This window comes from Algoriphagus yeomjeoni (assembly GCF_049821175.1).
GTDB classification, from domain to species: Bacteria; Bacteroidota; Bacteroidia; order Cytophagales; family Cyclobacteriaceae; genus Algoriphagus; species Algoriphagus yeomjeoni_A.
In genome coordinates, this window is sequence record NZ_CP187512.1 from 2,964,156 (window position 1) to 2,989,686 (window position 25,531).

Sequence of the window (25,531 nt, forward strand, 5' to 3'; positions counted from 1 at the left end):
AATCAGGATGAGGTTTCCCAAATTCTATAGTTTTTGGACATTTCGAAAATCGTGCGTAAGATTTCTTGTTCTTCCACATTCAATTCAAGTCCCCTGCGAGCCACTACTGCTTTGGCTGTCTCTAGAAATTTTGGAAACAAAAAGGTAGAGAATCCTTCTTCTCCACCCCAAGCAAATGAAGGAATAAATTTACGTGGAAATCCGGGGCCGAAAATATTTGAGCCAATCCCAACCACAGTCCCGGTATTAAACATGGTATTGATCCCACACTTGGAATGATCACCCATCATCAGTCCACAGAACTGCAAACCGGTATTGGAGTAATTTCCGACGGTATAATCCCAAAGTTTCACAGGAGAATAATTGTTTTTCAAGTTGCTGGTATTCGTGTCAGCACCCATGTTGCACCATTCGCCGATCACGGAATTGCCCAAGAACCCCTCGTGACCTTTATTGCTGAAGCCAAAAATCACCGAGTTGGACAGTTCCCCTCCTACTTTGGAATACGGACCGACGGTAGTATCCCCTTTTATTTTGGAACCCATATTTACAGTAGAGCTTTCGCAAAGCGCAAAAGGCCCTCGAATCATCGAACCTTCCTGAATCTCGGTATTTTTCCCAATGTAAATAGGTCCATTCTCCGCGTTCAAAACAGCTGCTCGAATGACAGCTCCTTCTTCGACGAAGATATTTTCGGGTGAATACACTTTAGTATGAGGATCTGTGATCTTTGCCGATTTCCTTCCTTTTGTAATTAGCTCAAAATCCTTTTTGATTTCTGCGCCATTGAATTGAAATATATTCCAAGTTTTCAACAATAAAGTAGGCTCATATCCAAGTTGAACTATCTCTTTACCTTTCACAGCGGACAGATTCTTTTCCGTTTCACCGATATAGGTAGCGATGAGTGTTTTGCCGAAGTAAAGGGCTTGATTAGTTGAAAGAGCTTGTAATAGCTTAAGACTTTTGTTGTCAGGAAGCCAGGCTCCATTGATTGCCAAGGCATTTCCGGTACTCCGAGGAAATTTAGCTTGGAGGTAATCTTGGGTAAGAAATGAAACCGATGCTTCAGATATTTTCTCCCACTTCTCAGAAATCTTCAGTATTCCTACGCGGATTTCCGCCACAGGTCTGGTAAAAGTAAAAGGGAGCAATGATCCTCGAATGGCGGGATCATCAAACAACAAAATTGAGTCCATGAGGCAAAAATAAAAAAGTCTCCCGGAATCCATGCTCCAGGAGACTTTTTAGCCTGATTTAAAGAAGAATTACTTCTTAGCGTATCTTCTGTTGAATTTCTCAACACGACCCGCAGTATCAAGCATCATTTTCTTACCTGTGTAGAACGGGTGAGATTCAGAGCTCACTTCGACCTTGAACAAAGGATATTCGTTGCCATCTTCCCAAGTGATAGTTTCGCTTGTTTCGATAGTTGACTTAGTAAGAAATTTAAACTCGCTAGAAGTGTCGTAGAAAACGACGTCTCTATAGTTTGGATGGATATCAGCTTTCATATTATTGCTAGTTATTATGTACCTCTTTCAAATGAGGCACAAAGCTAGGCTTTTTCACAAAACTCACCAAATCTTTGCCAAGTATTTATAAGTCAATTGGTCAAAAGGTTTCAAAAAGTAGAACTTTACCGGCAAAACAACCGCTTTTCTCCCAATAAAGAAAAAAGCTTAACGAACTCCTGGTGATTACAAATATCAACTTGGTGCTATAGAGGACATATAGCCGAGAATTTCATACACCTGAATAGTATCTCAATTTCAGGAATGTTTTTTAGATTTAGCCAATGCTAAAGCTATACAAACACCACCTAAGCCTCAGGCTACTTATTTTAGTAAGCTTATTTTTTCTTCCACTTTTTGCGTTTGCACAAGGAAGCTACATCCCATATGACCGGGACTACTATCATAAAATCGAGCGCTACGAAATTCTTCAGGGCAAAAACAATCCAGTATTTCATACGGGGGCAAAACCTTACCGACGAGACCATCTAGCTCAATTTCTTGATAGTATTGCCAATGACGCGGTTATCCGAACTAGCGTTGATCGGTTTAATCTCGCCTATTTAAGTCAAGACAATTGGGAGTTTGTAAGTAGGGAAACTCCACTTTCCAAAAATCCTTTATTCGACGCGATTTACAAGAGACCTGGAGACTTTGCATATTATAATAGTGATGAATTCGATATCCATGTAAGTCCCGTTTTGTACTTGAATGGCGGGATAGAACCTGATAATGACCGAAATCCAAACCGCCTTTCTCGTGGAGTAGTTTTAAGAGGCTCGATAGATAATAAAGTTGGATTTTACACCTATTTCACTTCTTCCGAAGCTTTTTTTCCAAGCTGGGTAAAAGGCTATACTGAGCATAATGGTGCTGTGCCAGGCGAAGGGTTTTGGAAAGAATATAATGGAGATGGCTATAGCTATTTCTCTGCTTTGGGACATGTGAGCTTTAATATCACGAAGCACATCCAAGTAGAAGCTGGCCATGACCGCAACTTCATCGGAGAAGGTTATAGATCCTTTTTGCTATCTGATTTCTCCAATCCTTATATGTTCATAAAGCTAAATACACAAGTTTGGAAGTTTCAGCTAACAAATATTTGGAGTCAAATGACGGCAGACGCCTTTTATGATAGAGGTAGACCAACGGACGGGAAATATCCTCAGAAATTTTTCGCATTCAGCAGGCTTGCAATGAATGTTGGTAAGAACCTCAACTTGGGCTTCTTCTCGTCTGTAATGACAGAGGAGGTGAACTTTAATTATTTCAACCCAATAATTTTCCTTCGTTGGGTGGAGCAGCAGCAAGGCACGCCAGACAAGGTCATGCTTGGCTTGGACGGAAAGTGGATTTTTACTCCTGGAATGGAACTCTATGGACAGTTTGCACTGGATGAGTTTGTTTTCAATGAGTTTTTTGGGATAGATGGCAAAAACTCAAAACGCAATAAATATGGGGTACAAATGGGCTACAAGTACATGGATGTATTGGGTGTGTCCAATTTAGATTTTCAGCTGGAATGGAATCAAGCAAGGCCTTACACTTTTCAGGAAAAATTCGATTACCAGTCTTACTCCAACTGGAGAACTCCTTTGACTCATCCAAGAGGAGCAAATTTCAGGGAATTCATCGGCATAATGCGCTATCAACCGATTCCAAAGCTAAATCTAACATTTACGGGAATGCATCAACTCTATGGAGCAGATCCAGACGAAGAAACCAACTGGGGTGGAGATGTCTTGAAAAATAGATTGGAAGGAAGTCCAACAGGATTGTTTGGAAATGTAATTGGTCAGGGAATTGAGAATACGGTGGTACAAACAAACCTGAATGCCTCTTATATGCTGAAGCATAATTTCTTTATCGATGCATCGCATACATTTCGGAGAAGAACTGCACAGGATTTGGATAGCCCAGAAACTTCCCAATACCTTCAATTGGCTTTCCGTTGGAACTTTACACGACCTGATTACAACTATTAACAAGGAACCTCCGCTACCATTTTTGCGTAACTTGCGAGATTATTCCACGAATATTAGTTTATGAAGACCTATTTACGAATTCTCTCTTATGCCAAGCCTTATGGGAAATTCGTGCCTACTTATATTATTTACGCGTTCCTTTCTATTGTTTTTGGGCTTCTGAATTTCACACTTCTGAAGCCTCTTTTCGATGTGATTTTCGAACAAGTAGATCCTGAGTCATTGGCGAAGTATGCGGATAAACCTGAGTTCAGCTTTTCCATAGAGTATTTTTCCCATCTCTTCAATTACAATTTCCTGCAAGTCGCTGAAGAGTATGGGAAGATGGGGACGCTGTTTTACGTCTGTATTATCATCGTTGTATCGGTATTTCTCTCCAACCTCTTTACTTATTTATCAGGCGTAGTTTTAGCCAAAGTACGGGCAATCGTAATCAAGAGAATGCGGATGGATATTTTTGAGCATGTCAGCGGCCTGCACATCGGGTACTTTTCCAACGAGCGAAAAGGCGACCTGATGTCAAAAATGACCAATGACGTGCAAGAAGTAGAAAACACCATTGTACAGTCGCTTCGGGTAGTTTTCCGTGAGCCCGCCACCATTATTCTTTATTTTTCAGTGCTGTTCTTCATGTCAGTGAAATTGACACTTTTCACCATTTTGATCATCCCTATCTCTGGAGCCATCATTGGAGGAATCACTAGAAGACTAAAAAAGAAGGCAGTTCAAAGTCAACAATCACTGGGCCGTATTGTGAATATTCTAGATGAAGCACTGGGCGGTATGCGGGTGATCAAAGCTTTCAATGCTGAAGGCTTTATGAAAAACAAGTTTGATGGAGAAACTGATTTCTATGCCGATGTCAATGTAAACATGGCTCGCAAGAATGAACTCGCCTCTCCTATTTCCCAGTTTTTAGGTGTCTTCGTAGTGGCGGGGATTCTAGTATATGGAGGAAGCATGGTTCTTAGTGGCAGCTCCGATCTTGGCGCTTCTGACTTCATTACTTACATCATTATTTTTACACAAGTACTCAATCCTGCCAAGGAAATCTCCAGAGCAGTAAGTAGCATTCAAAGAGGTATTGCTTCAGCAGAACGGGTTTTCACAGTAGTGGATACGCCCTCCCAAGTTTATTCCGCCACATCTCCTGTTCGATTGAATTCATTTGAAAATTCGGTTGAGGTCAAAAATGTAAGTTTTGCTTACGAAGATCAACTGGTCTTAAAGAATATCAACTTTACGCTTGATCGAGGAAAAACCATAGCACTTGTAGGCCCTTCTGGAGGAGGTAAATCCACCCTTGCTGATCTAGTCCCACGTTTTTATGATCCTAGTGCTGGTGAGATTTTGCTCGATGGCAATAGCTTGAAAGATTTTGATCTGAAAGAGTTGAGAAGCCTTATGGGTATTGTAACCCAAGAGTCCATACTGTTCAACGACACCGTCTTCAACAACATAGCCTTTGGAGTAGAAGGAGCCACAGAGGCCCAAGTAATGGAAGCAGCAAAAATCGCCAATGCACATGAATTCATTGCAAAAATGGAAGATGGCTATCAAACTAGTATCGGTGAGCGCGGTTCCAAGCTTTCTGGTGGTCAGCGACAGCGTCTGAGCATTGCACGGGCCGTATTGAAAAACCCTCCGATTTTGATTCTTGACGAGGCAACTTCCGCCTTGGATTCGGAATCTGAGCTTTTGGTACAGGAAGCTCTGACGAAATTAATGAGTAATAGAACTACACTCGTCATCGCACATAGGCTAAGCACGATCCAACATGCGGATGAAATCTTGGTGATAGAGCGCGGAGAAATCGTGCAAAGAGGAACACACGCTGACTTGAGTCAAATTGATGGCTTGTATCAGAAGCTTTCTAGTATTCAGTCGGTTTAGTATATTCGTTAATACTAATTTTAAAACCTATGAAATCGAGCATGTCGAAGATCAAGTAAAATAGGATCTTCCCCTTTGTTGCGAGATTCCATATATCAGCTAAAAATTAAATTATAATCATATGAAAAAACTTCACCAAATACTTCAAATAGCCCTTTTGGTCTATTTTGGTGCTTTTCTTATTTTCTTCGTTGCCTTCGAGACCCTTGGTGGGCTCTTTGGAATGGAAGAAATCACCTCAGATTCCATGGTCACTATTATTCTCATCGGGATGATCCTTTTTCTAGCCGCCTGGGGAAGCAGCTATGCAGCATACAGCAGTCTTTCGTCCCAAATCAAGAAAATGGAAAGCGAAACGAATGCACTCAAAGCTAAGATATATGACTTTGAGCATCCTGCAGTACGCGCAAATGCTCCTGCTAACAAACCAGTAAAACCCACGGAACCTGATCAAAGCAACCTTCCGCCAAGACAAAATTTTACCGATAAGTGAGATATTAATTTTATCAAACTAGTATATTGAGGAAACCATTTAGGTTTCCTTTTTTTGTAAAATATGGTAGCTAAAACTTTTGGAAGCGCAGTATCAGGCGTAGATGCAAACATCATCACCATCGAGGTGAACGTGGGGCAAGGAACCAGTTTCTTCATGGTCGGTTTACCAGACTCGGCTGTGAAAGAATCCCAACAACGGGTAGAAAGTGCCTTAAAATATTTTGGCTACAGAATGCCTCGGCAAAAAGTCGTCATCAATCTTGCACCTGCAGACATCCGAAAGGAAGGTTCTGCATATGACTTGCCGATTGCGATGGGGATTTTACAGGCATCCGAGCAGGTCGAATTTCCGACTTTGGGAGATTACGTGATCATGGGTGAACTTTCGCTCGATGGCAATCTCCGCCCTATCAAAGGGGTTTTACCAATTGCCATAGAAGCCAGAAAGAAGGGATTCAAAGGTTTTATCCTTCCTGTAGAAAACGCAAAAGAAGCCTCTATTGTCAATAGTTTGGACATTATTGGTGTGGAGACAATGCAACAGGCTACAGACTTTTTGATGGGAGACCTGGAAATAGAGCCTTTGGTAACGGACACTCGGGAGATTTTCTATCATTCACTGGATGATATTGAATTTGATTTTGCAGATGTACAAGGTCAGGAAAACATTAAGCGCGCTATGGAAATCGCGGCTGCCGGTGGTCACAACGTGATCATGATAGGTCCTCCGGGAGCGGGCAAGACCATGCTTGCCAAACGTCTCCCTTCGATTCTTCCACCGCTGACTTTGGTGGAAGCGCTGGAAACAACTAAAATACACTCCGTTGCTGGGAAGCTAGGCAGAAATGGTTCTTTACTAGCTAATCGCCCTTTCAGATCGCCACATCATACCATCAGTGATGTCGCTCTTGTGGGAGGAGGAGGAAATCCTCAGCCTGGCGAAATTTCTCTTGCACACAACGGCGTACTTTTTCTGGATGAATTGCCAGAATTCAAGCGCACGGTGCTCGAAGTAATGCGCCAGCCACTGGAAGAGAGAAGAGTTACGATTTCCAGAGCGAAAATTTCGGTGGATTTCCCTGCCAATTTTATGCTGATTGCCAGCATGAACCCGTGCCCTTGTGGCTATTACAATCATCCAGAAAAAGAATGCGTATGCGGGCCAGGAATAGTGCAGCGCTATTTGAATAAAGTATCTGGCCCCCTTCTAGATCGTATTGACCTTCACGTAGAAGTGACTCCGGTGAAGTTTGACGAGATGACCTCCACCCGAAAAACAGAATCCAGCAAGGAAATCAGAGAACGAGTGATCAAAGGCAGAGAAAGGCAAAAGGAACGATTTAAAGGAAATCCCGAGGTTTTCTGCAATGCCATGATGCCCTCACATTTGACCAAACAAATCTGTCAAATCAATGAAGCCGGAAAAATGCTCTTAAAAACGGCCATGGAGCGCCTTGGGTTATCCGCACGAGCCTATGACCGAATTCTGAAAGTAGCCAGGACCATCGCTGATATTTCTGGAACTGAAGAAATCAAAGTCGAACATTTGGCTGAGGCTATCCAGTATCGAAGTTTGGATCGAGAAGGCTGGGCGGGGTGAGGAAAATTTGAAGTTTAAAATTTGAAATAATCAATTTATGACCCTAGAAATTCTCCTCCGCTACCTTCACTTCATCAGCATATTTGCTATTGTGGGTTCACTTGTGTCAGAGCATCTTCTGCTGAAAAAAGAACTGACACGAAAAAAAATCAAGCGACTGGCAACCATAGATGGAGTTTATGGAATGGGAGCTCTGACACTTTTGGCCGTTGGGCTTACACTTTGGTTGGGTGGATACGGTAAACCTACTGAGTTTTACACCCACAACTTCATCTTCCATATCAAAATCACACTTTTTGCCCTAATTGGAATTTTGTCCATCTATCCAACCGTATTTTTTATCAAAGAAGCAAAAGGGGATCCTGAAGAGATTGTTCAAATCCCAAAAACAATTTTTATGCTCCTGAGGTTTGAACTCCTGCTATTAATTATCATTCCTTTATTAGCTGGATTGATGGCAAAAGGAATCGGGTACTTTGGCTAAATCTTCTTGATTTCACTTTGCTAGGCTTTTCTTTCTCTTATTAAACTAAACAACTATTCACTTTACAACTATGAAGAACTTAACCTTATTGATGATTTTCATCTCCTTTGGAGCATTTTCCCAAGACATAATCCCCGCAAAAAAAGGAGACATCACCATCAACCCAATCACTCACGGCACCTTAGTGCTGGAGCATGACAACCAAGTAATTTATGTAGATCCTTATGGCGGTGCTGCTGCTTTCGACGGACAGAAAAAGCCGACTTTGGTGCTGATCACAGATATTCACGGAGATCATCTCAATCAGGAAACTCTAGATGGATTAGATCTATCCGAAGTGACCATCATCGCACCTCAAGCTGTTGCTGACCAGCTTGCTGAAGGAACAGGAAAAGACCTCATCATTTTGTCGAATAATCAATCTAAAGCTGTCAATGGGATTAGGATCCAAGCAATACCAATGTATAATTTGCCAGAAAGTACGAAAGCTCCACATACAAAAGGCCGCGGAAACGGATACATTGTTCTCTTAGGAGGCAAGCAGTTTTATATCTCAGGAGACACTGAAGACATTGCGGAAATGAGAGCGCTTAAAAATATTGATGTAGCATTTGTGTGCATGAACTTGCCTTACACGATGGATGTGGATCAGGCTGCAAGTGCAGTTTCTGAATTTAAGCCTTCTATTGTCTACCCTTATCACTACAGGGGAACAAATGGGTTGAGCGATGTAGAAAAATTCAAGACCTTAGTCAATGAATCTGCTCCCAATGTAGATGTTCGATTGAGAAACTGGTACAACTAAATTCAAAAAAAGGGAGTAGAAATTGATCTACTCCCTTTTTTTTAGTGCAATGCCTCTTCCATATCTTCCAGCAAATCATATAAATGTTCTAACCCGACGGACACTCGGATCAGATTCTGAGGTGTCAAGGTATCTGGCCCTTCAGACGCTGCTCTACGCTCAATCAAACTTTCTACGCCTCCGAGACTGGTAGCATTCGTAAAATATTTAAGCTTAGAAATAATGAAATCTGCGTCGGATGCTTCTCCTTTCACCTGGAAAGATAAAATTCCTCCAAACCCAGTCATTTGATTGGCGGCTATTAAATGACCGGGATGGTTTTTCAACCCAGGATAATAAACTTTTTCAACAGACTCGTGTGTAGATAGAAAATTGGCCAAAACGATCGCATGTTCAGCATGCCCCTTCATCCGATAAGGTAAGGTTTTGATGCTTCGGCATAAGTAATAGCAATCCATGGGAGATGGTACTGCACCTCCACCTATCTGAACATTCTTCACTTTTTCCCAAAATTCATCAGCTTCCTTTGTAATCAAAGCGCCACCTAAAATATCTGAATGGCCTCCAAAATATTTGGTACTGGAATGCATGACGATATCAGCACCAAAGTCAATTGGATTTTGAAAGACAGGTGTAGCAAAAGTATTATCACAAGCAAGCATTGCTCCTTTTTCCTTGGCCAATTGTGAAACAGCAGCAATATCTGTGATTTTCAACAAGGGATTGGAAGGCGTTTCTACCCAAACCAATTTTGTGTTTTCCTTGAATGCCCCTTCCACTTTTGCTAAATCTGTCATATCCACAAAAGTCGCCTCCAGAATCCCTTTGAAAATCGAGAGAATAGCATTTTTCAACCCATGATACATATCATCAGGAGCGATAATATGGGAGCCAGGCTCTAAAGCTTGGAACACCGCTACACCTGCAGCATTGCCAGAGGAAAATGCTGCTGCATCAGCCCCTTTTTCCAAACCTGCCAATAGCCTCTCTAAAGCATGGCGATTCGGGTTATTAGCCCGGGAATAAATCATCGAGTCTGGCTGATGAATAAATGTAGTACTCAGGGTGATCGGCTGTATTACTGGCTTTTCTGAATCTGTTACAATATTTCCTCCGTGGATGGCGAGTGTTTCGAGTTTCATATAATTATTGTTAATAGGGGCTATTAGCTATGCTTGAAATTACCAATATTTCAGTGGTCCCCGAAAATAATTTGTAAAATGGCATAAGTCTGAAAAAAAACTTTGAGTTCCATTCCAACCTTTTGCCAACAAAGCATCTCTTTCAAGTATAAGCCAATTCAATGAATCTTCAAAAACTAGACACTCACCTAATCACAAGCGTCCTCAAAGGCGACAGGTCAGCGCAGTTTCAGCTTTTTGAATTGACCAAAGGAATGCTTTACTCAGCTTGCTACAGAATTGTGAATGACGAGGATGAGGCCAATGATGTTTTACAGGATTCTTATGTTGAGATTTTCCAGAAAATCCATTCGCTGAAGCATCCTGAGGCTTTGCTCTCATGGATGAAAACAATCACGATCCGAAAGGCAATTTTGCAAAGCCGAAAGAAAATCCATTTTGAACCAATTGAAGAGGCTGTAATGGATTCAGTTGAAGATTTTGATTCTTGGTTTGATGCCGAATTGCTCGATCAAGCAATAGAGAGTTTACCCGCTGGGGCAAAAGCCGTATTCCTGCTTTTGGCGGTTGAAGGTTATTCACATAAGGAAGCTTCCGCTATGCTGGGTATATCAGAAAACACTTCAAAATCCCAATTGAATTATGCAAAAACGCTATTGAAAAGGCGCATCACTAAACTTCTTCAGGCATGAAATCACACAAACCAAAACCTGATTTATGGAGTAAAATCCAGCAGCGGAAGGATTTCGATTCGCAGGTGAAGGAGCATGTCCCTAATCTTCCTGTGAAGATGCCAAAAGCAGATCTCTGGGATTCAATTGAAAGCAAATTGGATCAAAAGACTCCGGTAATTCCACTTTGGAAATATGGAATGGTGGCAGCTTCTATTGCTTTGATTTTAGCAGTGACTGGTATTGCCTATTTAGAATTTAGAGAAAATACTGTGGTAACTCCACTGACAACTGATATCACGGTAAAGACTCCAGAACTGAATATCCCTGCAAAATCAGAACCTGTTGAAATCAAATCAAAAGCGGAAATTCCGACGCAAAATGAAGCTAAAGAATCGATCACTAATGTTCCTGAACAAAAAGTATCCACTAGGATTTCTCCAGTTACTATCCAGATTCCGACACTTGAATTACCAGAAATCGAAATTGAATCCAGCTTAATATCAGAGGTTATTATACCTCCTGCTCCTGAAAAAGACGAAACACAAACCCTTCATAAAGTTCGAATATCATGGGGAATCCAAGAAAAAACCAAACTCCAAACAAAGTTTGGTTCAAGTACTCCTGAGGACATTTCTACGGGGCAATTAGGACTTGCGAACCAACGCAAAAACTCGATTAAGATTAATTTCCACAAACAGTAATCATTTAAACCTTTCTAATAAATAAAATCATGAAACGACTACTTCTAGTTCCTTTCCTGGCATTGCTATGCACATTTCAAACTTATAGCCAGGAATTTGAAAACGGCCTCTCAAAGAATCTACAGGAATGGCTAGACCGGGATTGGCCGATCACTGACACCTTGGTTTTTGATTTTCCAAATGAAAGCGCTTTGGTGCTTTATTTCAACAAAACTGAATTCACAGCAGAAGGGTTGACGGAAGAGTTTGAGCCATTACTTCGCAAAGCGACCGACTTTCCAGAGTTCACCACACTATATTATAGAATAGGCGAAAACTTTCAGCCTACTTCTCTGAAGAATGTGAAATATCAAATTGAGAAAAAATATGTGCCGTATGTCGATAGTCTGGAAATGACCTTTCCCGTTGGGTTAGATTTCACAGGAGGAGATTTCACTCCAGTTGTGGGGTTCAGAGCTCATTTGAATTGGAGAAATTTCTCCCTAGGCGGATCCATCTCCAATACTATTTATTTTCCTGACCGAGTAGAGAACAATGTCAAAGTCAATAGCAATTGGTTTGCAAATGCTGAATTTGTTTGGGAATTTGGAAACACAGATAAACAAAGAAGAAACACATTCGGCGTAGGCTATCTGATCAATGAAAACAAAAGCCAACTTTTCAATGGAACCACCATGCAGGCATACTACAACAGAAAATTAAGCAAACATATCTCCATTCAAGTAGGTGTGATTGCTACAGAAAATTTCAAAACCTTCTATCCCACAGTTGGGGTGAGGTTCTGGTAGAAAAAGTGATTGGATGCTGCTTTTGGAGAAGCAGTACAACGAACCTTTTAAATCCAATAAAGCCAGCGAGTTGCTGGCTTTATTGGATTGTGCTTTTTATTGAGATTGCTTCTCTTCTACGTCGCTCGTTAAGAGAAATCTAACGTCTTGCTACTTATATCTAATGTCTCAATTATCTGATTCTATCCACAGATTTCAGCAAAGCCACATCTTTTCGGATAAATCGATTTGCAAGCATATTACAAACCATTGCTACCAAAATTGCCCAGAAGCCAATTTGATATGAACCGTTGTCCGCTGCTCCGATTTCTTTATTCACACCATTGGTGGTCAAAAAAACAATCGCAACCAAACCAACCATAAACAGGGAATTGATCATATTAATCATCATCTGTCTGCCGTGATTTCTGTATTGGAAAATCGATATTATAGCCATGAGTCCAACAAATGCTGCCAATGCTGCTATATACCAATTGGAAGAAGACTGGACTATTTCTCCCGCAGAGCTACTTTGGATCATAAACAAAGCATTGAGTTTCCATGTTTCACCGGAATCGGCCACTACTTGAGTCCAAAGGTCTAAGCCTAAAGTCAAACCCATGGCAACTGCCACAAGGAAAAGGAAAATTGATTGTAAGCGCTGGATCATTTCTTTCTGATTTTTTGGCAAAGAAAAGGTCTTATGACTTCATTAACAAGGAAAGCAGGTTTCTCGCGCTGATTTGAATGGGAATAGTATCTTTGCAGCCGTATGAGTGAGAGCAAAAGATATTTCTTGGACATAAGCTACAAAGGCACCCGCTATCATGGCTGGCAAATCCAGGAAAATGCATTTACTGTTCAAGAAGCTTTGGAGGCTGGGCTTTCAACTTATTTCAGAGAAAGAGTTTCTGTGATGGGCTCGGGTCGCACAGATACCGGTGTGCACGCGAGCATGCAGGTTTGCCACTTTGATACAGATCAGGAAATAGATCGAGAGAAATTCATTCGTGCAATCAATGGAATTTTGCCCAAAGACATTTCTATAAATTCTATACGAGAAGTAAAACCCGACGCACATGCAAGGTTCAGTGCCAAAAGCAGGTCTTATGTTTATAGAATGATTTTACAAAAAAGCCCCTTTGTCGAAGATTTCGTCTGGAGACACTATTTCAACCCAGATATAACTCGAATGAATGAGGCAGCGAAAATCCTCCTTGAGTATAATGATTTTGAGTGCTTCAGCAAAGTGCATACTGCTGTGAAACATTTTCGCTGTGAAATAAAATCAGCGCATTGGGAACAAAAAGACGGAGAATTGCAATTTCATATAACTGCAAACCGATTTTTGCGTGGAATGGTAAGAGCAATTGTGGGAACACTTGTTGATATTGGACTCGGGAAAATGGAACCTGAGGAAATGCACCAAATTATAGAATCGCGGAATCGGAAGAAAGCAGGAAAATCAGCTCCTGCTAACGGGTTGTTTTTCAGCAAAATAGAATATTCAGAAGACATTTATTTAGACTAGTTTACCTTGAGTTTAGAACAAGAAAAATCATCCTCCGGCGAAATCGTCGATTCGAAAGTACTCAAGCAGCTATACGGCTTTGTAAAACCATACAAAGCACAGTTCTATTTTCTGATCTTTCTCACGATCGCACTGGCTATTTTGGCGCCTACTCGACCTTATTTTATTCAGGTAGCGATTGATGATTACGTAGCTGTGGGAGATGCTGAAGGTCTTTTGAAAATCATCTATCTACTCGTAGGCTTGATGATTCTCCAAGCCTTCGTGCAATGGGCCCATACGTATTATTCTGGCTGGATTGGTCAGATCATCATTCGTGATATACGTGTGAAGCTTTATAAGCACCTTCTTAAGCTTCGCTTAAAATTCTTTGATAATACGCCAATCGGACGATTGGTCACAAGAAATATTTCAGATATAGAAACACTCGCTGACGTCTTTTCTGAAGGATTGGCAGCAATCATCGGTGATTTACTTCAGTTAGTCACCATCCTTGGAGTCATGTTTTACATTGACTGGAAACTAACATTAGTGAGTTTGTCCACCTTGCCATTGATGATTATTTCCACCTACGTATTCAAGGAAAAAATCAAAGTGACCTTTAATGATGTCAGAAATGCCGTTTCAAACCTAAATTCCTTTCTTCAAGAACATATCACAGGCATGAACATCGTGCAGATTTTCAACCGAGAGGAACGAGAGTTTGAGAAATTTAAGGAGATTAATAAGGAACACCGAAGAGCACATATCCGCTCTGTCCTATATTATTCTATTTATTTCCCGGTGGCCGAAATTATTCAGGCAATCGGGATCGGACTAGTCGTTTGGTATGGCGCAGTGGGTGTTTTAGGAATGGACATCGAAATAGGAGTTTTGATTTCCTTCATCATGTACCTGCAGCTTTTCTTCCGACCTATCCGAATGATTGCGGATAGATTTAATACCCTTCAAATGGGGGTTGTTAGCTCCTCCCGTATTTTCAAATTGCTGGAAAGCAACGAGCATATTGCAAATGAAGGTGACTTTAGCCCTGAAAAAGTCAAAGGGAGCATCAAATTGGAAAATGTTTGGTTTGCCTATGTCGATGAAGACTATGTACTGAAAGACATCAGTTTCGAAGTCGAGTCAGGCCAGACGGTTGCATTGGTTGGGGCTACTGGAGCTGGAAAGTCTTCCATAATTAATCTGATTTCCAGATTTTATGAAATCAACAAAGGACATATTTCCATCGATGGACATGACATCCGTGAATTTGAACTAGATACTTTGCGTAAGCATATAGGAGTAGTTTTACAGGACGTTTTCCTTTTTTCCAATACAATATTCTACAATATCACGTTAGGTAATCCAGATATCACCCGGGAGCAGGTGATGTATGCTGCTGAGCTTGCTGGCGCAAAAAGATTCATAGAAAGACTTCCAGGTGGACTGGATTACAATGTCATGGAGCGTGGAGCTACCCTTTCTGTGGGGCAGCGACAACTAATATCCTTCGTTCGGGCGATGGTCTACAATCCTGAAATTATCATTTTGGATGAAGCTACCTCTTCTGTAGATACAGAAACTGAAGAACTGATTCAAGAGTCTATAGAAACTATGATGACGGGAAGGACCTCTATCGTAATTGCCCATAGACTTTCTACCATCCAGAAGGCAGATAAAATTATTGTACTACACAAAGGCGAAATTGTCGAGACTGGCACACATGATGCTTTATTAGAATTAGGTGGTTACTACACTCAATTGCATCAGATGCAACTCAAAACAATGGCAATCTAGCCTGATTTTGAATTCTAATCCTAAACCAACATTTAAAGTGAAATTCAAATTAATTATCCTTTTGCTATTGCTACCAGTGATCAGTTTTGCACAGGAGAGAGGAGTAGGCATCCGTCTTGGAGAGCCGCTTTCTATCACGTACAAAGACTTTCTTACCGAATACATTTCTATCGAAGGGATGATCGGCAGTGCTGGGATCAATGGCGCTAGCTATTATCAAAAGGACTTTGAAAGCAATCTTCCTGAATCCAATGCGTTTTACATCTCCCATAGTGCCAAAAAAGGAATTTCTTTCAATGTGCGCTCTGCCTATCACGAGGATATCACGGATGTATTTGGGATCACCGAAGGCTACTTGATGGCTTATGGTGGAGCTGGAGTACAATTGAGGACAACCAATGTAACTTATTCCTATGCAGATGGTCAAAACTCTTCTATGATAAAGAATGACAGTCGAACCAATGTGGATTTTGGACCTGAGGCATTTATTGGTGCCGAGTATTACTTTGATGAAGTTCCAATCTCAGTTTTCGGAGAAGCAGGATTTTTCTTGGAACTAATCGATCGCATTGGCCATATTAAAGGACAGGGTGGAATTGGAGTCCGTTATCTTTTCTAAACATGAAAAAGTTCGTGGTTTTAGGTGTAGCGCTGATCTCTACACTCACTGTTTTGGGTTTTTGGGGCTTTAGCAAATTGGGTGGCAACACTCCTATTGAGGTGACACTCATAGAAAACAAACCTGAAAATCTTGCAGGAATTACTTATCGTGGAACGCCAGGGAATGAGGAATTAGGGGAAATATTCAAGAAAATGGAAGCCCAAAAAGGGTTACACCCAGGGAGTTACCTTCATACAATCTACGAAGTAGAGCCAGCCGGCAAATTAGATACAATGGTAGTTTTCGTAGGAATCAATCAAATCCTACCTCTCGCTGACATGGAATTTAGATCTTTTGAAAACAACAGCTATCTCCTAGCCAAAATCAAAAGTAATAAGTGGGTAATGCCAGACCCTGAGAAAGTGAAGGAAAAGCTGTCAGAATTTGCCAAAGAAAATAACCTAGCGCTAAGCGGTATTTATATCGACAGAATCATCTCAGAAAACGAAGTTCAAGTCATAGCACCAGTTAAGTAAAAATTTGTTAAGGAATTTAAGCCAACCTATTCATGGCACAATTCGTGAAAACAGTTTGCTAACCTTAACAAACTACGACTATGAAAAATATCAACTTATTAATTTTAGCGCTTTTTGGAATGTTCATATTCCAATCATGTGAAGGTCCAGAAGGGCCTCAAGGCATTCCAGGCCCTATAGGAGAACCTGGGATCAATATATTATCTGAGGTATTTGAGCTGGAAATTGATTTCAACGAAGGAAACAACTTCGAAGAAATCCGTGATTTTAATCCTGCAATTATTGATGGGGACATGGTTATAGCATTTATCCAATGGGATGCAAACGGAACTAGCCCGATTTGGAGAGCACTCCCGCAAACCGTTTTCTTCGAAGAAGGAGTTCTGATGTATAATTATGATTTTACTAACAATGACTTTAGATTATTTCTAGATGGACCGCTTGACTATAGTTTACTAGGGCCAGAATGGACAGACAATCAGTTATTCAGAGTTGTAGTAGTGCCTGGAGAACTTCTCTCTGCCAATGCTAGAATTGACCTGACTGACTATAATACCGTCACAAAACTCTTGGGCTTAAGTGACTCAGATTTCAAGCGCATCGAGTAATATTCAATCAAATACATTACCTAAACCAACTCGATTACCACAAGCTGGAACAATGAAATTCATTGTTCCAGCTTTTTTATGTGTCAATTTTCCAAGCCATATATAATTTGGCGCTTATCTTTGCCCCATGCATTTACAGAATGACCTTTTACTTCGAGCCGCGAAAGGCGAAATTATAGAAAGAACTCCAGTATGGCTGATGCGCCAGGCTGGGAGAATTTTGCCTGAGTACAGAAAAGTACGAGAAAGTGTCAGTGGATTTATTGAGCTTGCTCAAACCCCAGAACTTGCTGCAGAAGTAACTATTCAGCCGGTAGATCTGCTTGGCGTGGATGCTGCGATTATATTTTCGGACATCTTGGTGATTCCAGAAGCGATGGGATTGCCTTATGAAATGGTGGAGAAAAGAGGTCCCCTATTTCCAAATACTGTTAGATCTGAAGCTGACCTAAAAAAACTACATGTATCTGACGGATCTGAACTTCAATATGTGACTGATGCTATTCGTATCACAAAAAGAGAATTGAATGGCCGAGTTCCTTTGATTGGTTTTGCGGGGGCTCCGTGGACTATTTTTTCCTATATGGTAGAAGGTCATGGTAGCAAAACTTTCTCTGCTGCACGGGAAATGCTTTATACTCAACCTGCATTCTCACACCAACTGCTTCAGATGATCACAGAAAGTACGATCAATTATCTAAACGCTCAGATCGAAGCTGGTGCTCAATTAATTCAACTATTCGATAGTTGGGCAGGAATACTTGGCCCAAAGCAGTACGCAGAATTTTCTCTTCCATATATCGCTCAAATATGTGACGCGATTACTTCAGTTCCTAAAACCGTTTTTGCTAAAGGAGCATTCTTTGCCAGAGAGGAAATGGGGAAATTAAATTGTGAGACGATTGGATTGGATTGGAATATGGGAATAGCTGAGTCAAGAAAACTTATAGGTTCAGATAAAACTTTGCAAGGAAATCTAGACCCAGCGGCTCTTTATGGGACTGCCGACCAAGTGCGCCAAGCAACGATCAGCATGATGGAGCAATTCCGTGGAACTCGACATATCGCCAATCTAGGCCATGGAGTGTATCCAGATATCAATCCAGAAATGGTCAAAGTTTTCATACAGACAGTGAAAGATTTCAAATAGAATAACAGCGGCGAACACAGAGTCCCGATAGCTACCGGGATTCGCGGAGTCTACAGAGTTATCCTGCTTCTCCAGAGTCAGAATTTTCTGTTTAATAGCTATCTACAGGAGCTTCTTTGCTTGATTTATAATCGGAATTACTCCACTGTGAGTTTGTCTCCGACTTTGATGGTCCCGTTGGATAAAGCCACCATATTTTGCCCAAAAAATATTTTGTTGCCAACTTTTCTATAGGTAGCCAAGGTTTTTAGCGGTTCAACCCCTTTTACACCAGTATTCTGCTCGACTGTGATCATCACACATCGCGCGCATGGTTTTATGACCTGAAAGTCAACTTGTCCTATTCGTATTTTTTTCCATGAATCCTCCTCAAAAGCTTCCCCACCGGTGAAAACAATGTTTGGCCGAAAGCGATTCATAGGCACCATTTCATCCAATTTGGAATTGAGGTCTTCCAGTGATTTCTGGCCGATTATCAAATAAGGCATTCCATCTGCAAAACTTACTGATTCTCCGTTTACCGCATATCTTGAATCTACTTTTCGCTCCGTTGAATTCGGCATTTTTACTAAACGGACATTGACTCCCAAAGCTTTGGTAAACCACTTGTCGATCTGAGAATCAACAAGTGTGGCAGGCATCGCATCATCCCACACAATAACCGAAGTTAGCTCTTCGACTTCCTTATCAAATGGTATGTGTATCATCTCTCCGGGATGAGAAATATGATAAACGACTAATGAATCAGCTCCTATTTCGACTTGAAGCATAGCCATAAGCGGAAATTTGCGCTGAGAGACAAACTGACCTTCCTCATCTATCAGCATCCATCGGCGATCTAACTTAAAGCCTTTTTCCTCCACTTTAGCCTCGGAAACGCGAACTCCCGCCAGTGATTTGATTGGATAGATGTATAGGTCTTGAATAGTCAGGGAATCTAGCATACTCTAAAAATAAGAGCCTGCTTTGGAAATTCTTATTTCAAATAAAAAAACTTGATAACGCAGGCACAAAGCCTTTTATAAAAGACCAAGCGGTAGGCACAATTTCCAATTCTCTGTTTGCTGTAAGTATTGCCATTCCCAGGATAAACACTAGGCTCCATCGGCATCTTTCTTTCATATTTCCCCTAAAAAATGGTTTCATTCTACGTAATAGATGCAAAAGGCCGCCAATAGGTTGCAATTCGATCTGATATATTTCTAAAAAACTGTCAATTTGTAGATTTCATTTGAACATGAAAATGACAATTCAGTAGTACACTGACTATCCGCATGTCAACTTTTCTGCCAATGTGACACAAAAACTGCTGAAAACTCAGATGGCACATCCATTGAAGAAAGGGAGTAGTATCCATTAGAAATAACTTAAAAATATATAATCATGGGAAAAATCATAGGCATTGACTTAGGAACAACCAACTCCTGCGTAGCAGTGATGGAAGGTAACGAACCTGTAGTCATTCAAAACAGTGAGGGAAGAAGAACCACACCTTCAATTGTGGCTTTCCTTGACAACGGAAACGGTGAGCGTAAAGTGGGTGATCCTGCAAAGCGTCAGGCGATAACTAACCCTCAGAACACTATTTCTTCTGTTAAAAGATTTATGGGCAAGAAATTCTCTGAAGTATCTGAGGAGAAAAAGCATGCTTCATATAAAGTAGAAAAAGGAGCCAACGACACGATTGCTGTGAAAATTGGTGACAGATCATATACTCCACAAGAGCTTTCTGCAATGATCCTTCAGAAAATGAAGACTACAGCAGAAGATTTCTTGGGACAAGCAGTGACTGAAGCGGTGATTACCGTACCTGCTTACTTCAATGACTCCGAGCGTCAGGCTACCAAAGAAGCTGGACAGATCGCTGGTCTGGAAGTGAAGCGTATCATCAACGAGCCTACTGCTGCGGCATTGGCATACGGGATGGACAAGAAGCACCAAGACATGAAGATTGCAGTGTATGACCTTGGTGGTGGTACATTTGATATCTCAGTTTTGGAACTTGGTGACGGTGTATTCGAAGTAAAATCTACCAACGGTGATGTTCACTTGGGTGGTGATGACTTTGATCAGGTGATCATGAACTGGCTAGCTGAAGAATTCAAATCTGAAGAGCAAATCGATCTTAGACAAGATCCAATGGCGCTACAGAGATTGAAGGAAGCTTCTGAAAAAGCTAAGATTGAACTTTCTAGTTCTGCTTCTACAGAAATCAACTTGCCATATATCACTGCAACTCAAACAGGTCCTAAGCACTTGGTCAGAACATTGAGCAGATCTAAGTTTGAGCAACTTTCCGAAGACCTAGTAAGAAGATCAATGGAGCCTTGTAAGAAAGCTTTAGCTGACGCAGGTTTGAGCCCATCAGATATCGACGAAGTAATCTTGGTTGGTGGTTCTACAAGAATTCCAAAAATCCAGGAAGAAGTTGAAAAATTCTTTGGTAAGAAGCCTTCTAAAGGTGTTAACCCTGATGAAGTAGTAGCTATCGGTGCTGCAATTCAAGGTGGTGTATTGACAGGTGAAGTGAAGGACGTTCTTCTTTTGGATGTAACTCCTCTATCTCTAGGCATCGAAACAATGGGTGGAGTATTGACCAAATTGATCGAAGCTAACACAACTATTCCTACTAAGAAGTCGGAGACATTCTCTACTGCTGCGGATAATCAACCAGCTGTGGACATCCACGTACTTCAGGGAGAAAGACCAATGGCTAAGGATAACAGAAGCATAGGTAGATTCCAGCTTTCTGACATTCCACCAGCACAAAGAGGCGTACCTCAAATCGAAGTAACTTTCGATATCGATGCTAACGGTATCCTAAATGTATCTGCGAAAGATAAGGGAACTGGCAAAGAGCAGAAGATCAAAATCGAAGCTTCTTCAGGACTTTCTCAGGAAGAAATCGACAGAATGAAGTCTGAAGCTGAAGCTAATGCTGCTACAGATAAGGCTGAAAAAGAGAAAATCGACAAGTTGAATCAGGCTGATAGCTTGGTATTCCAAACTGAGAAGCAGTTGAAAGAATACGGAGATAAACTTTCCGAAGGAAACAAAACTGCAATCTCTGAAGCACTTGAAACTCTTAAAGCTGCTCATCAATCTCAAAACATTGAAGGCATTGATACTGCAATGGAAGGATTGAACAAAGCTTGGGAAGCTGCTTCTACAGAAATGTACAACGCTGCTGGAGCTGAAGGCGCTGGTGCAGCTGGAGCTGACCCAAATGCTGGATCTGGCTCTGCTGAGGCTGGTGATGGAGTATCTGACGTCGATTACGAAGAAGTAAGCGAAGAAGAGAAAAAATAATAGCTTAAAAAGCTAGACCAACTAATACTGGCACCTGTGTAAAAGCAGGTGCCTTTTTAGTTAAAGGACAAAAAACATGACCTAAGAATCAGGAATTTTGATTCATTCATTTTCACTCTAGCATACTATTACAATGCAATTGACATCTGACAATAAACTAAAGAAACTCATAGTAGTTGGTGACAGAGTTTTAATTCGCCTGAAAAAGCCCAATGCCAAAACAGGTTCAGGCTTATATTTACCACCTGGAGTTCAGGAAAAGGAAAAAGTACAACAAGGTTACATCATCAAAGCGGGACCAGGATATCCAATTCCTGTCGCTACTGATGACCACGAACCCTGGATGGATAGTGAAGAAAAAGTGAAATATGTACCTCTGCAAGCAAAAGAAGGTGACTTGGCAATCTTCCTGCTTTCTGGAGCTCATGAGGTTATTTATGAGGGAGATAAATACTTTATCATTTCTCAAGCAGCAATATTAATGCTTGAAAGAGAGCAGGATTTATAAATGAAAAAAGCTCGGAACCAACCGAGCTTTTTGTATGAATATTGAATAATAAAGGGACTCTTAATCTTCCCAAACTTTTCTATTTTTTGCTTTAGGCCCTTTCAAAGGCTCTTTTCTTCTGACGAATATCGTCTTGGTAGTTCCATCCTCTTGTTTCCAAACCTTTTGATTCTTTGCCAATGGACCCTTTGTATCGTCAGGTACCGTGTAGAATTTCATTGGTTTAGCATTTGCATAGCGTTCAGTCGCTGATGCGTTCTTAGCTTTTGGACCTTTCAAGGTTGATTGTGAAAATCCCACTGCCGATACCATCATAACTGCGAGTAATAATACCGATCTTTTCATAACAAGTATAGTTTAAGTTGCTCTTAGTGTACTATACTACAGAGGTAAAAAAAAGTTACGTAAAATCAGTACTTATTAAATGTTTTTTGACAAATGATAAAATTATATTTTCCAAATATTCATAAAACTTATTTTATTCAGTTAAATATCAAACCTAAATTTAAATAAGCCACCACAATTCCTGACAAAGCTGACATCAAAAAGAACCATTTTTAGACCAAATTGCCTAAAAAATAAAAAACCGAGATGAAATCCATCCCGGCTTTAAAATTAACAATAGACCCTGTTTGTATTTTTAGAAAGCAAAAACCGCAGCCAACATAAAGGAGGTAAGGTTTTTACTAGCATTCATGTCGTTATCAGTGAAAAAATCTTCACTCATAGAATCCATTCTCAACTCAGGAATCAACGTAAGGTTTTTATGAACTCTTACATTTCCAGAAAGAGTTGCTGCAAAAACACTTCCATCACCTTGAGTGTCTAAGCCTACTACCCCACCAAGTCCACCGTTGAAAACACTGAAGTATTCACCTCGAACTCCAATTGAGAATATATCAGAAGTAGTAGCTTGAAGGTACCCGGCAAATCCTAGAAAACCCGAGCCGTCACCATCCAAATCAGATACACTAGAACCAGTGAATTGCTCACCAGCTGAAGTAGTATTGTATGTAGTATTCAAGCCAACATAGATAGACTCTGACACATCAAACCCAGCTGTCAAATCCACCTGAAAAAGACTTCCCATGGAAGATTGTCCAGATACCAAAGGAGCATCTGCATCAAGCTTTCCATCTTGATCCCCATATACGAAGTTCAAATAAGCCCCTCCAGCATCTGTAGAATATCCTAACTGTGCACCCAAGGTATAAGTACCCATTAGATTAAATTCTGTCATATCAGTAGGGTTCATCACTGCAGCCATCAAAGACCAATTATCAGATAATGCAAAGTCCGCTTTCAATCCTGTGTGAGAAAATGGTCCATAGGAGAACATGTAAGAAGTAGAATAATTGAAATTGGCTGTTGGTGAGATCACCTCATATCCAAGGAATGTATTGAAGTTACCCATAGTTAGAGTAACCACATCACTTACATTCCAATACACATACAATTGATTAACGATCTGAGAACTACCGGCCATTCCACCTGCATATAAAGGAGAACCAAATACAGCATCCTCTCCTCTAGGCCCGAAAACCAAGTCGGCTACTGCTCCAACCTTCTCACCTTCGTACGTAGCTATAATATTTGCCATGCCTAGTGAAAAGCCTGGCAAATTACCAAATGATGTGGCTGGTGCTTGAAAGTTCTCTCCCTTATTCGGCCCGTTAAAGTTTGTTCTGAAATAGGCATCTACAGAGCCTGAAAATGTTAATTTAGAAGGCTCCTCTTCTTCTATGATGATTACATCTTGAGCAAATGAATTTGTAGCGCCAATCAATAATAAGGCTACTATTAGTAGTTGAATTTTTTTCATGTTGTTAATAGGTATAGGTTTATAAATAATAATTAATGTAGTAGTGATACTGCCAAAGAATGAGTGCACTCAACTCTTTGGCAGTAGAAGGATTGACTATTCGTCGTAAACAATTGTGTAACCACGGATTCCGTGTTCGTGAGAATCCAAACCGTTACGCTCATGCTCCTCAGAAACTCGAATCCCAATAGTCTTTTTAAGAACAAAGAAGATGATGAAAGCAGCAGAGAAGGCTGCAACACCGCATATGGCTACTCCAATTAATTGAGTGAAGAAGGTGTGATCAGGGTTTGTAGAAAAAATACCAACTGCCAACGTACCCCAGATGCCACAGGTCAAGTGAACTGAAACGGCACCAACTACATCATCAAGTTTAAGTTTATCTAATAATACAGCCGAGTACACTACTAGTATGCCAGCTATAAAACCAACTAAAACCGCTGCTCCAGGATTGATCACATCAGCGCCGGCAGTGATACCTACTAGTCCAGCTAGCACTCCATTGAGCACCATACCAAGATCGAGGCGTTTGAAAACTAGATTCCCAGCAAGAAATCCACCTATACCACCTGCACAAGCAGCCAAACAAGTTGTCACCAATACAAAGGAAACTAGCGCTGGATCTGCAGATAGCACGGAGCCACCATTGAATCCAAACCATCCTAACCAAAGTAAAAAGACACCAATTACTGCCAAAGGAACACTCGATCCAGGCTTATCAACTGTCTTTCCGTTTACATATTTTCCTATTCTAGGACCAACTAGTATTACACCAGCCAATGCTCCCCATCCTCCTACAGAATGAACTAAGGTACTTCCTGCAAAATCATAGAAGCCCATTGCATCTAGTGCTCCACCACCCCATTTCCAGGAACCGATCAATGGATAGACAATTCCAACATATAGTAGGGTGAAAATCAAGTAAGCCCATAATTTCACTCGCTCAGCGATTGCTCCTGATACAATAGTCGCAGCCGTTGCAGCGAACATTGCTTGAAACAAGAAATCAGTCCAATAGGTGTAGCCACCATCTGCATACCCACTTGTCACATCAGCATCTCCTGGAGAAAACCAAAACATGCTCCATCCAGCTGTATCAAATGATAGCCACCCTGGAGTTTCAAAACCCGGATACATCAGATAAAATCCTACAAATGCATAAGACAAAATACCGAGGATAGGGGTAATAGTGTTTTTGAATAAGATGTTCACAGTGTTTTTGGCTTGGCCAAAACCTGCTTCTACTCCAGCAAACCCCAAGTGCATGATAAACACCAAGGCAGTGGAAAGCATCATCCAAACGTTGTTTGTTGTGAGGAGATTTTGAGAAATCTCTGCCGACAAGTCCATTGTTGCGGCCACATCTTGGGCCAACAGTGTTGCGAAATACTTCATAGGTTAAATATAGTTTTTAGAACAAATTTCAGAATTTACGATAGGTTTGATGTATTAAACTCGAATCGAATGTAATTATATTATTGGTAAAAAAACAAATCCATTTTTACATTTAATACATTAAAAACTGATATTCAATGTGATTTTTAACCCATTTTTTACATTTTTTGCAAATAAAATAAGAATTATACCTATTTCGTAAACTTATTACTACGAGAAATAATATTTGGTT

25 protein-coding genes are annotated in these 25,531 nt (G+C 40.8%); 17 read left to right on the top strand and 8 right to left on the bottom strand.

The annotated features are described in order from the left end of the window. Positions 1 to 2: 2 nt before the first annotated feature. Positions 3 to 1,199, bottom strand: coding sequence for a GlmU family protein (locus ACPUEN_RS11855; RefSeq protein ID WP_425636083.1), 1,197 nt, complete (start codon positions 1,197 to 1,199; stop codon positions 3 to 5). 69 nt (positions 1,200 to 1,268) lie between these two features. Continuing rightward, entirely contained in the window at positions 1,269 to 1,514 is a 246-nt protein-coding gene (locus ACPUEN_RS11860; protein ID WP_111610593.1) for a type B 50S ribosomal protein L31, read from the bottom strand. 284 nt (positions 1,515 to 1,798) lie between these two features. Here ACPUEN_RS11860 and ACPUEN_RS11865 point away from each other — a divergent pair, with 284 nt between their 5' ends. The 6 genes from ACPUEN_RS11865 to ACPUEN_RS11890 all read left to right on the top strand — a co-directional run bounded on the left by ACPUEN_RS11865 (position 1,799) and on the right by ACPUEN_RS11890 (position 8,776). Continuing rightward, positions 1,799 to 3,499 (top strand): hypothetical protein, encoded by a 1,701-nt coding sequence (locus ACPUEN_RS11865; RefSeq protein ID WP_425636084.1) that lies wholly within the window; start codon positions 1,799 to 1,801, stop codon positions 3,497 to 3,499. 60 nt (positions 3,500 to 3,559) lie between these two features. Further along, on the top strand, positions 3,560 to 5,392 hold the full coding sequence (locus ACPUEN_RS11870) for an ABC transporter ATP-binding protein (protein WP_425636085.1): 1,833 nt from the start codon (positions 3,560 to 3,562) through the stop codon (positions 5,390 to 5,392). Positions 5,393 to 5,513: 121 nt separating this feature from the next. Further along, complete coding sequence (locus ACPUEN_RS11875) at positions 5,514 to 5,885, top strand: hypothetical protein (RefSeq protein WP_425636086.1); 372 nt, start codon at positions 5,514 to 5,516, stop codon at positions 5,883 to 5,885. A 63-nt stretch (positions 5,886 to 5,948) separates the two neighbouring features. After that, positions 5,949 to 7,487: a YifB family Mg chelatase-like AAA ATPase gene (locus tag ACPUEN_RS11880; RefSeq protein WP_425636087.1), complete on the top strand. Its 1,539-nt coding sequence runs from the start codon at positions 5,949 to 5,951 to the stop codon at positions 7,485 to 7,487. A 37-nt stretch (positions 7,488 to 7,524) separates the two neighbouring features. Continuing rightward, positions 7,525 to 7,971: a DUF2214 family protein gene (locus ACPUEN_RS11885; RefSeq protein ID WP_425636088.1), complete on the top strand. Its 447-nt coding sequence runs from the start codon at positions 7,525 to 7,527 to the stop codon at positions 7,969 to 7,971. A 70-nt stretch (positions 7,972 to 8,041) separates the two neighbouring features. Further along, on the top strand, positions 8,042 to 8,776 hold the full coding sequence (locus ACPUEN_RS11890) for an MBL fold metallo-hydrolase (protein WP_425636089.1): 735 nt from the start codon (positions 8,042 to 8,044) through the stop codon (positions 8,774 to 8,776). Between the two features lie 41 nt (positions 8,777 to 8,817). Here the strand turns inward: ACPUEN_RS11890 and ACPUEN_RS11895 are convergent, their stop codons facing one another. Next, positions 8,818 to 9,918 carry a trans-sulfuration enzyme family protein gene (locus ACPUEN_RS11895; RefSeq protein ID WP_425636090.1) on the bottom strand — a complete coding sequence of 367 codons (1,101 nt, stop codon included), beginning with the start codon at positions 9,916 to 9,918 and terminating at the stop codon, positions 8,818 to 8,820. 161 nt (positions 9,919 to 10,079) lie between these two features. On the opposite strand from ACPUEN_RS11895, the gene ACPUEN_RS11900 reads away from it, so the two are divergent. From ACPUEN_RS11900 to ACPUEN_RS11910, 3 genes are read left to right on the top strand one after another with little or no spacing between them, the layout of a single operon-like run. Further along, complete coding sequence (locus ACPUEN_RS11900; protein ID WP_425636091.1) at positions 10,080 to 10,610, top strand: RNA polymerase sigma factor; 531 nt, start codon at positions 10,080 to 10,082, stop codon at positions 10,608 to 10,610. After that, positions 10,607 to 11,293 carry a hypothetical protein gene (locus ACPUEN_RS11905; protein ID WP_425636092.1) on the top strand — a complete coding sequence of 229 codons (687 nt, stop codon included), beginning with the start codon at positions 10,607 to 10,609 and terminating at the stop codon, positions 11,291 to 11,293. The genes ACPUEN_RS11900 and ACPUEN_RS11905 overlap by 4 nt, the downstream gene beginning before the upstream one ends. Before the next feature lie 29 nt (positions 11,294 to 11,322). Continuing rightward, on the top strand, positions 11,323 to 12,081 hold the full coding sequence (locus ACPUEN_RS11910; protein WP_425636093.1) for a hypothetical protein: 759 nt from the start codon (positions 11,323 to 11,325) through the stop codon (positions 12,079 to 12,081). Positions 12,082 to 12,253: 172 nt separating this feature from the next. On the opposite strand, the gene ACPUEN_RS11915 is transcribed toward ACPUEN_RS11910, so the two are convergent. Then, positions 12,254 to 12,730: a DUF4293 domain-containing protein gene (locus ACPUEN_RS11915; protein ID WP_425636094.1), complete on the bottom strand. Its 477-nt coding sequence runs from the start codon at positions 12,728 to 12,730 to the stop codon at positions 12,254 to 12,256. A 102-nt stretch (positions 12,731 to 12,832) separates the two neighbouring features. Here ACPUEN_RS11915 and truA point away from each other — a divergent pair, with 102 nt between their 5' ends. The 6 genes from truA to hemE all read left to right on the top strand — a co-directional run bounded on the left by truA (position 12,833) and on the right by hemE (position 18,265). Next, positions 12,833 to 13,591: a tRNA pseudouridine(38-40) synthase TruA gene (truA, locus tag ACPUEN_RS11920; protein ID WP_425636095.1), complete on the top strand. Its 759-nt coding sequence runs from the start codon at positions 12,833 to 12,835 to the stop codon at positions 13,589 to 13,591. Between the two features lie 6 nt (positions 13,592 to 13,597). Then, a complete protein-coding gene (locus ACPUEN_RS11925; RefSeq protein ID WP_425636096.1) occupies positions 13,598 to 15,370 on the top strand; it encodes an ABC transporter ATP-binding protein in 1,773 nt (590 codons plus the stop codon). Positions 15,371 to 15,407: 37 nt separating this feature from the next. Further along, positions 15,408 to 15,989 (top strand): hypothetical protein, encoded by a 582-nt coding sequence (locus tag ACPUEN_RS11930; RefSeq protein WP_425636097.1) that lies wholly within the window; start codon positions 15,408 to 15,410, stop codon positions 15,987 to 15,989. 2 nt (positions 15,990 to 15,991) lie between these two features. Then, positions 15,992 to 16,507, top strand: a complete 516-nt coding sequence (locus tag ACPUEN_RS11935; RefSeq protein ID WP_425636098.1) for a hypothetical protein — start codon at positions 15,992 to 15,994, stop codon at positions 16,505 to 16,507. 80 nt (positions 16,508 to 16,587) lie between these two features. Continuing rightward, positions 16,588 to 17,115 carry a hypothetical protein gene (locus ACPUEN_RS11940; protein ID WP_425636099.1) on the top strand — a complete coding sequence of 176 codons (528 nt, stop codon included), beginning with the start codon at positions 16,588 to 16,590 and terminating at the stop codon, positions 17,113 to 17,115. Between the two features lie 127 nt (positions 17,116 to 17,242). Continuing rightward, positions 17,243 to 18,265, top strand: coding sequence for a uroporphyrinogen decarboxylase (gene hemE, locus ACPUEN_RS11945; RefSeq protein WP_425636100.1), 1,023 nt, complete (start codon positions 17,243 to 17,245; stop codon positions 18,263 to 18,265). 137 nt (positions 18,266 to 18,402) lie between these two features. On the opposite strand, the gene ACPUEN_RS11950 is transcribed toward hemE, so the two are convergent. Further along, the gene (locus ACPUEN_RS11950) at positions 18,403 to 19,209 is read right to left on the bottom strand and encodes an MOSC domain-containing protein (protein ID WP_425636101.1); all 807 of its coding nucleotides are present in this window, start codon (positions 19,207 to 19,209) and stop codon (positions 18,403 to 18,405) included. Between the two features lie 439 nt (positions 19,210 to 19,648). Here ACPUEN_RS11950 and dnaK point away from each other — a divergent pair, with 439 nt between their 5' ends. Together dnaK and ACPUEN_RS11960 are read left to right on the top strand one after the other, a co-directional pair. After that, positions 19,649 to 21,574, top strand: coding sequence for a molecular chaperone DnaK (gene dnaK, locus ACPUEN_RS11955; RefSeq protein WP_425636102.1), 1,926 nt, complete (start codon positions 19,649 to 19,651; stop codon positions 21,572 to 21,574). A gap of 133 nt (positions 21,575 to 21,707) precedes the next feature. Continuing rightward, positions 21,708 to 22,082, top strand: coding sequence for a co-chaperone GroES (locus ACPUEN_RS11960; RefSeq protein WP_425636103.1), 375 nt, complete (start codon positions 21,708 to 21,710; stop codon positions 22,080 to 22,082). A 60-nt stretch (positions 22,083 to 22,142) separates the two neighbouring features. Here ACPUEN_RS11960 and ACPUEN_RS11965 read toward each other — a convergent pair whose 3' ends face one another. The 3 genes from ACPUEN_RS11965 to ACPUEN_RS11975 form a co-directional block, all read right to left on the bottom strand. Beyond that, positions 22,143 to 22,427 carry a hypothetical protein gene (locus tag ACPUEN_RS11965; RefSeq protein ID WP_146613692.1) on the bottom strand — a complete coding sequence of 95 codons (285 nt, stop codon included), beginning with the start codon at positions 22,425 to 22,427 and terminating at the stop codon, positions 22,143 to 22,145. 295 nt (positions 22,428 to 22,722) lie between these two features. Then, positions 22,723 to 23,904, bottom strand: coding sequence for a porin (locus tag ACPUEN_RS11970; RefSeq protein ID WP_425636104.1), 1,182 nt, complete (start codon positions 23,902 to 23,904; stop codon positions 22,723 to 22,725). A 96-nt stretch (positions 23,905 to 24,000) separates the two neighbouring features. Beyond that, the gene (locus tag ACPUEN_RS11975) at positions 24,001 to 25,299 is read right to left on the bottom strand and encodes an ammonium transporter (RefSeq protein WP_425636105.1); all 1,299 of its coding nucleotides are present in this window, start codon (positions 25,297 to 25,299) and stop codon (positions 24,001 to 24,003) included. Positions 25,300 to 25,531: the final 232 nt, after the last annotated feature.

Bases quoted from the DNA above. Each gene is read 5' to 3' on its own strand.
- ACPUEN_RS11900 (WP_425636091.1), top strand. From the start codon at position 10,080: ATGAATCTTCAAAAACTAGACACTCACCTAATCACAAGCGTCCTCAAA.
- ACPUEN_RS11960 (WP_425636103.1), top strand. From the start codon at position 21,708: ATGCAATTGACATCTGACAATAAACTAAAGAAACTCATAGTAGTTGGT.
- ACPUEN_RS11965 (WP_146613692.1), bottom strand. From the start codon at position 22,427: ATGAAAAGATCGGTATTATTACTCGCAGTTATGATGGTATCGGCAGTG.
- ACPUEN_RS11875 (WP_425636086.1), top strand. From the start codon at position 5,514: ATGAAAAAACTTCACCAAATACTTCAAATAGCCCTTTTGGTCTATTTT.
- dnaK (WP_425636102.1), top strand. From the start codon at position 19,649: ATGGGAAAAATCATAGGCATTGACTTAGGAACAACCAACTCCTGCGTA.
- ACPUEN_RS11865 (WP_425636084.1), top strand. From the start codon at position 1,799: ATGCTAAAGCTATACAAACACCACCTAAGCCTCAGGCTACTTATTTTA.
- ACPUEN_RS11975 (WP_425636105.1), bottom strand. From the start codon at position 25,299: ATGAAGTATTTCGCAACACTGTTGGCCCAAGATGTGGCCGCAACAATG.
- ACPUEN_RS11870 (WP_425636085.1), top strand. From the start codon at position 3,560: ATGAAGACCTATTTACGAATTCTCTCTTATGCCAAGCCTTATGGGAAA.
- ACPUEN_RS11905 (WP_425636092.1), top strand. From the start codon at position 10,607: ATGAAATCACACAAACCAAAACCTGATTTATGGAGTAAAATCCAGCAG.
- ACPUEN_RS11940 (WP_425636099.1), top strand. From the start codon at position 16,588: ATGAAAAATATCAACTTATTAATTTTAGCGCTTTTTGGAATGTTCATA.
- ACPUEN_RS11895 (WP_425636090.1), bottom strand. From the start codon at position 9,918: ATGAAACTCGAAACACTCGCCATCCACGGAGGAAATATTGTAACAGAT.
- ACPUEN_RS11915 (WP_425636094.1), bottom strand. From the start codon at position 12,730: ATGATCCAGCGCTTACAATCAATTTTCCTTTTCCTTGTGGCAGTTGCC.
- ACPUEN_RS11880 (WP_425636087.1), top strand. From the start codon at position 5,949: ATGGTAGCTAAAACTTTTGGAAGCGCAGTATCAGGCGTAGATGCAAAC.
- truA (WP_425636095.1), top strand. From the start codon at position 12,833: ATGAGTGAGAGCAAAAGATATTTCTTGGACATAAGCTACAAAGGCACC.
- ACPUEN_RS11910 (WP_425636093.1), top strand. From the start codon at position 11,323: ATGAAACGACTACTTCTAGTTCCTTTCCTGGCATTGCTATGCACATTT.
- ACPUEN_RS11970 (WP_425636104.1), bottom strand. From the start codon at position 23,904: ATGAAAAAAATTCAACTACTAATAGTAGCCTTATTATTGATTGGCGCT.
- ACPUEN_RS11860 (WP_111610593.1), bottom strand. From the start codon at position 1,514: ATGAAAGCTGATATCCATCCAAACTATAGAGACGTCGTTTTCTACGAC.
- ACPUEN_RS11950 (WP_425636101.1), bottom strand. From the start codon at position 19,209: ATGCTAGATTCCCTGACTATTCAAGACCTATACATCTATCCAATCAAA.
- ACPUEN_RS11890 (WP_425636089.1), top strand. From the start codon at position 8,042: ATGAAGAACTTAACCTTATTGATGATTTTCATCTCCTTTGGAGCATTT.
- hemE (WP_425636100.1), top strand. From the start codon at position 17,243: ATGCATTTACAGAATGACCTTTTACTTCGAGCCGCGAAAGGCGAAATT.
- ACPUEN_RS11935 (WP_425636098.1), top strand. From the start codon at position 15,992: ATGAAAAAGTTCGTGGTTTTAGGTGTAGCGCTGATCTCTACACTCACT.
- ACPUEN_RS11885 (WP_425636088.1), top strand. From the start codon at position 7,525: ATGACCCTAGAAATTCTCCTCCGCTACCTTCACTTCATCAGCATATTT.
- ACPUEN_RS11855 (WP_425636083.1), bottom strand. From the start codon at position 1,199: ATGGACTCAATTTTGTTGTTTGATGATCCCGCCATTCGAGGATCATTG.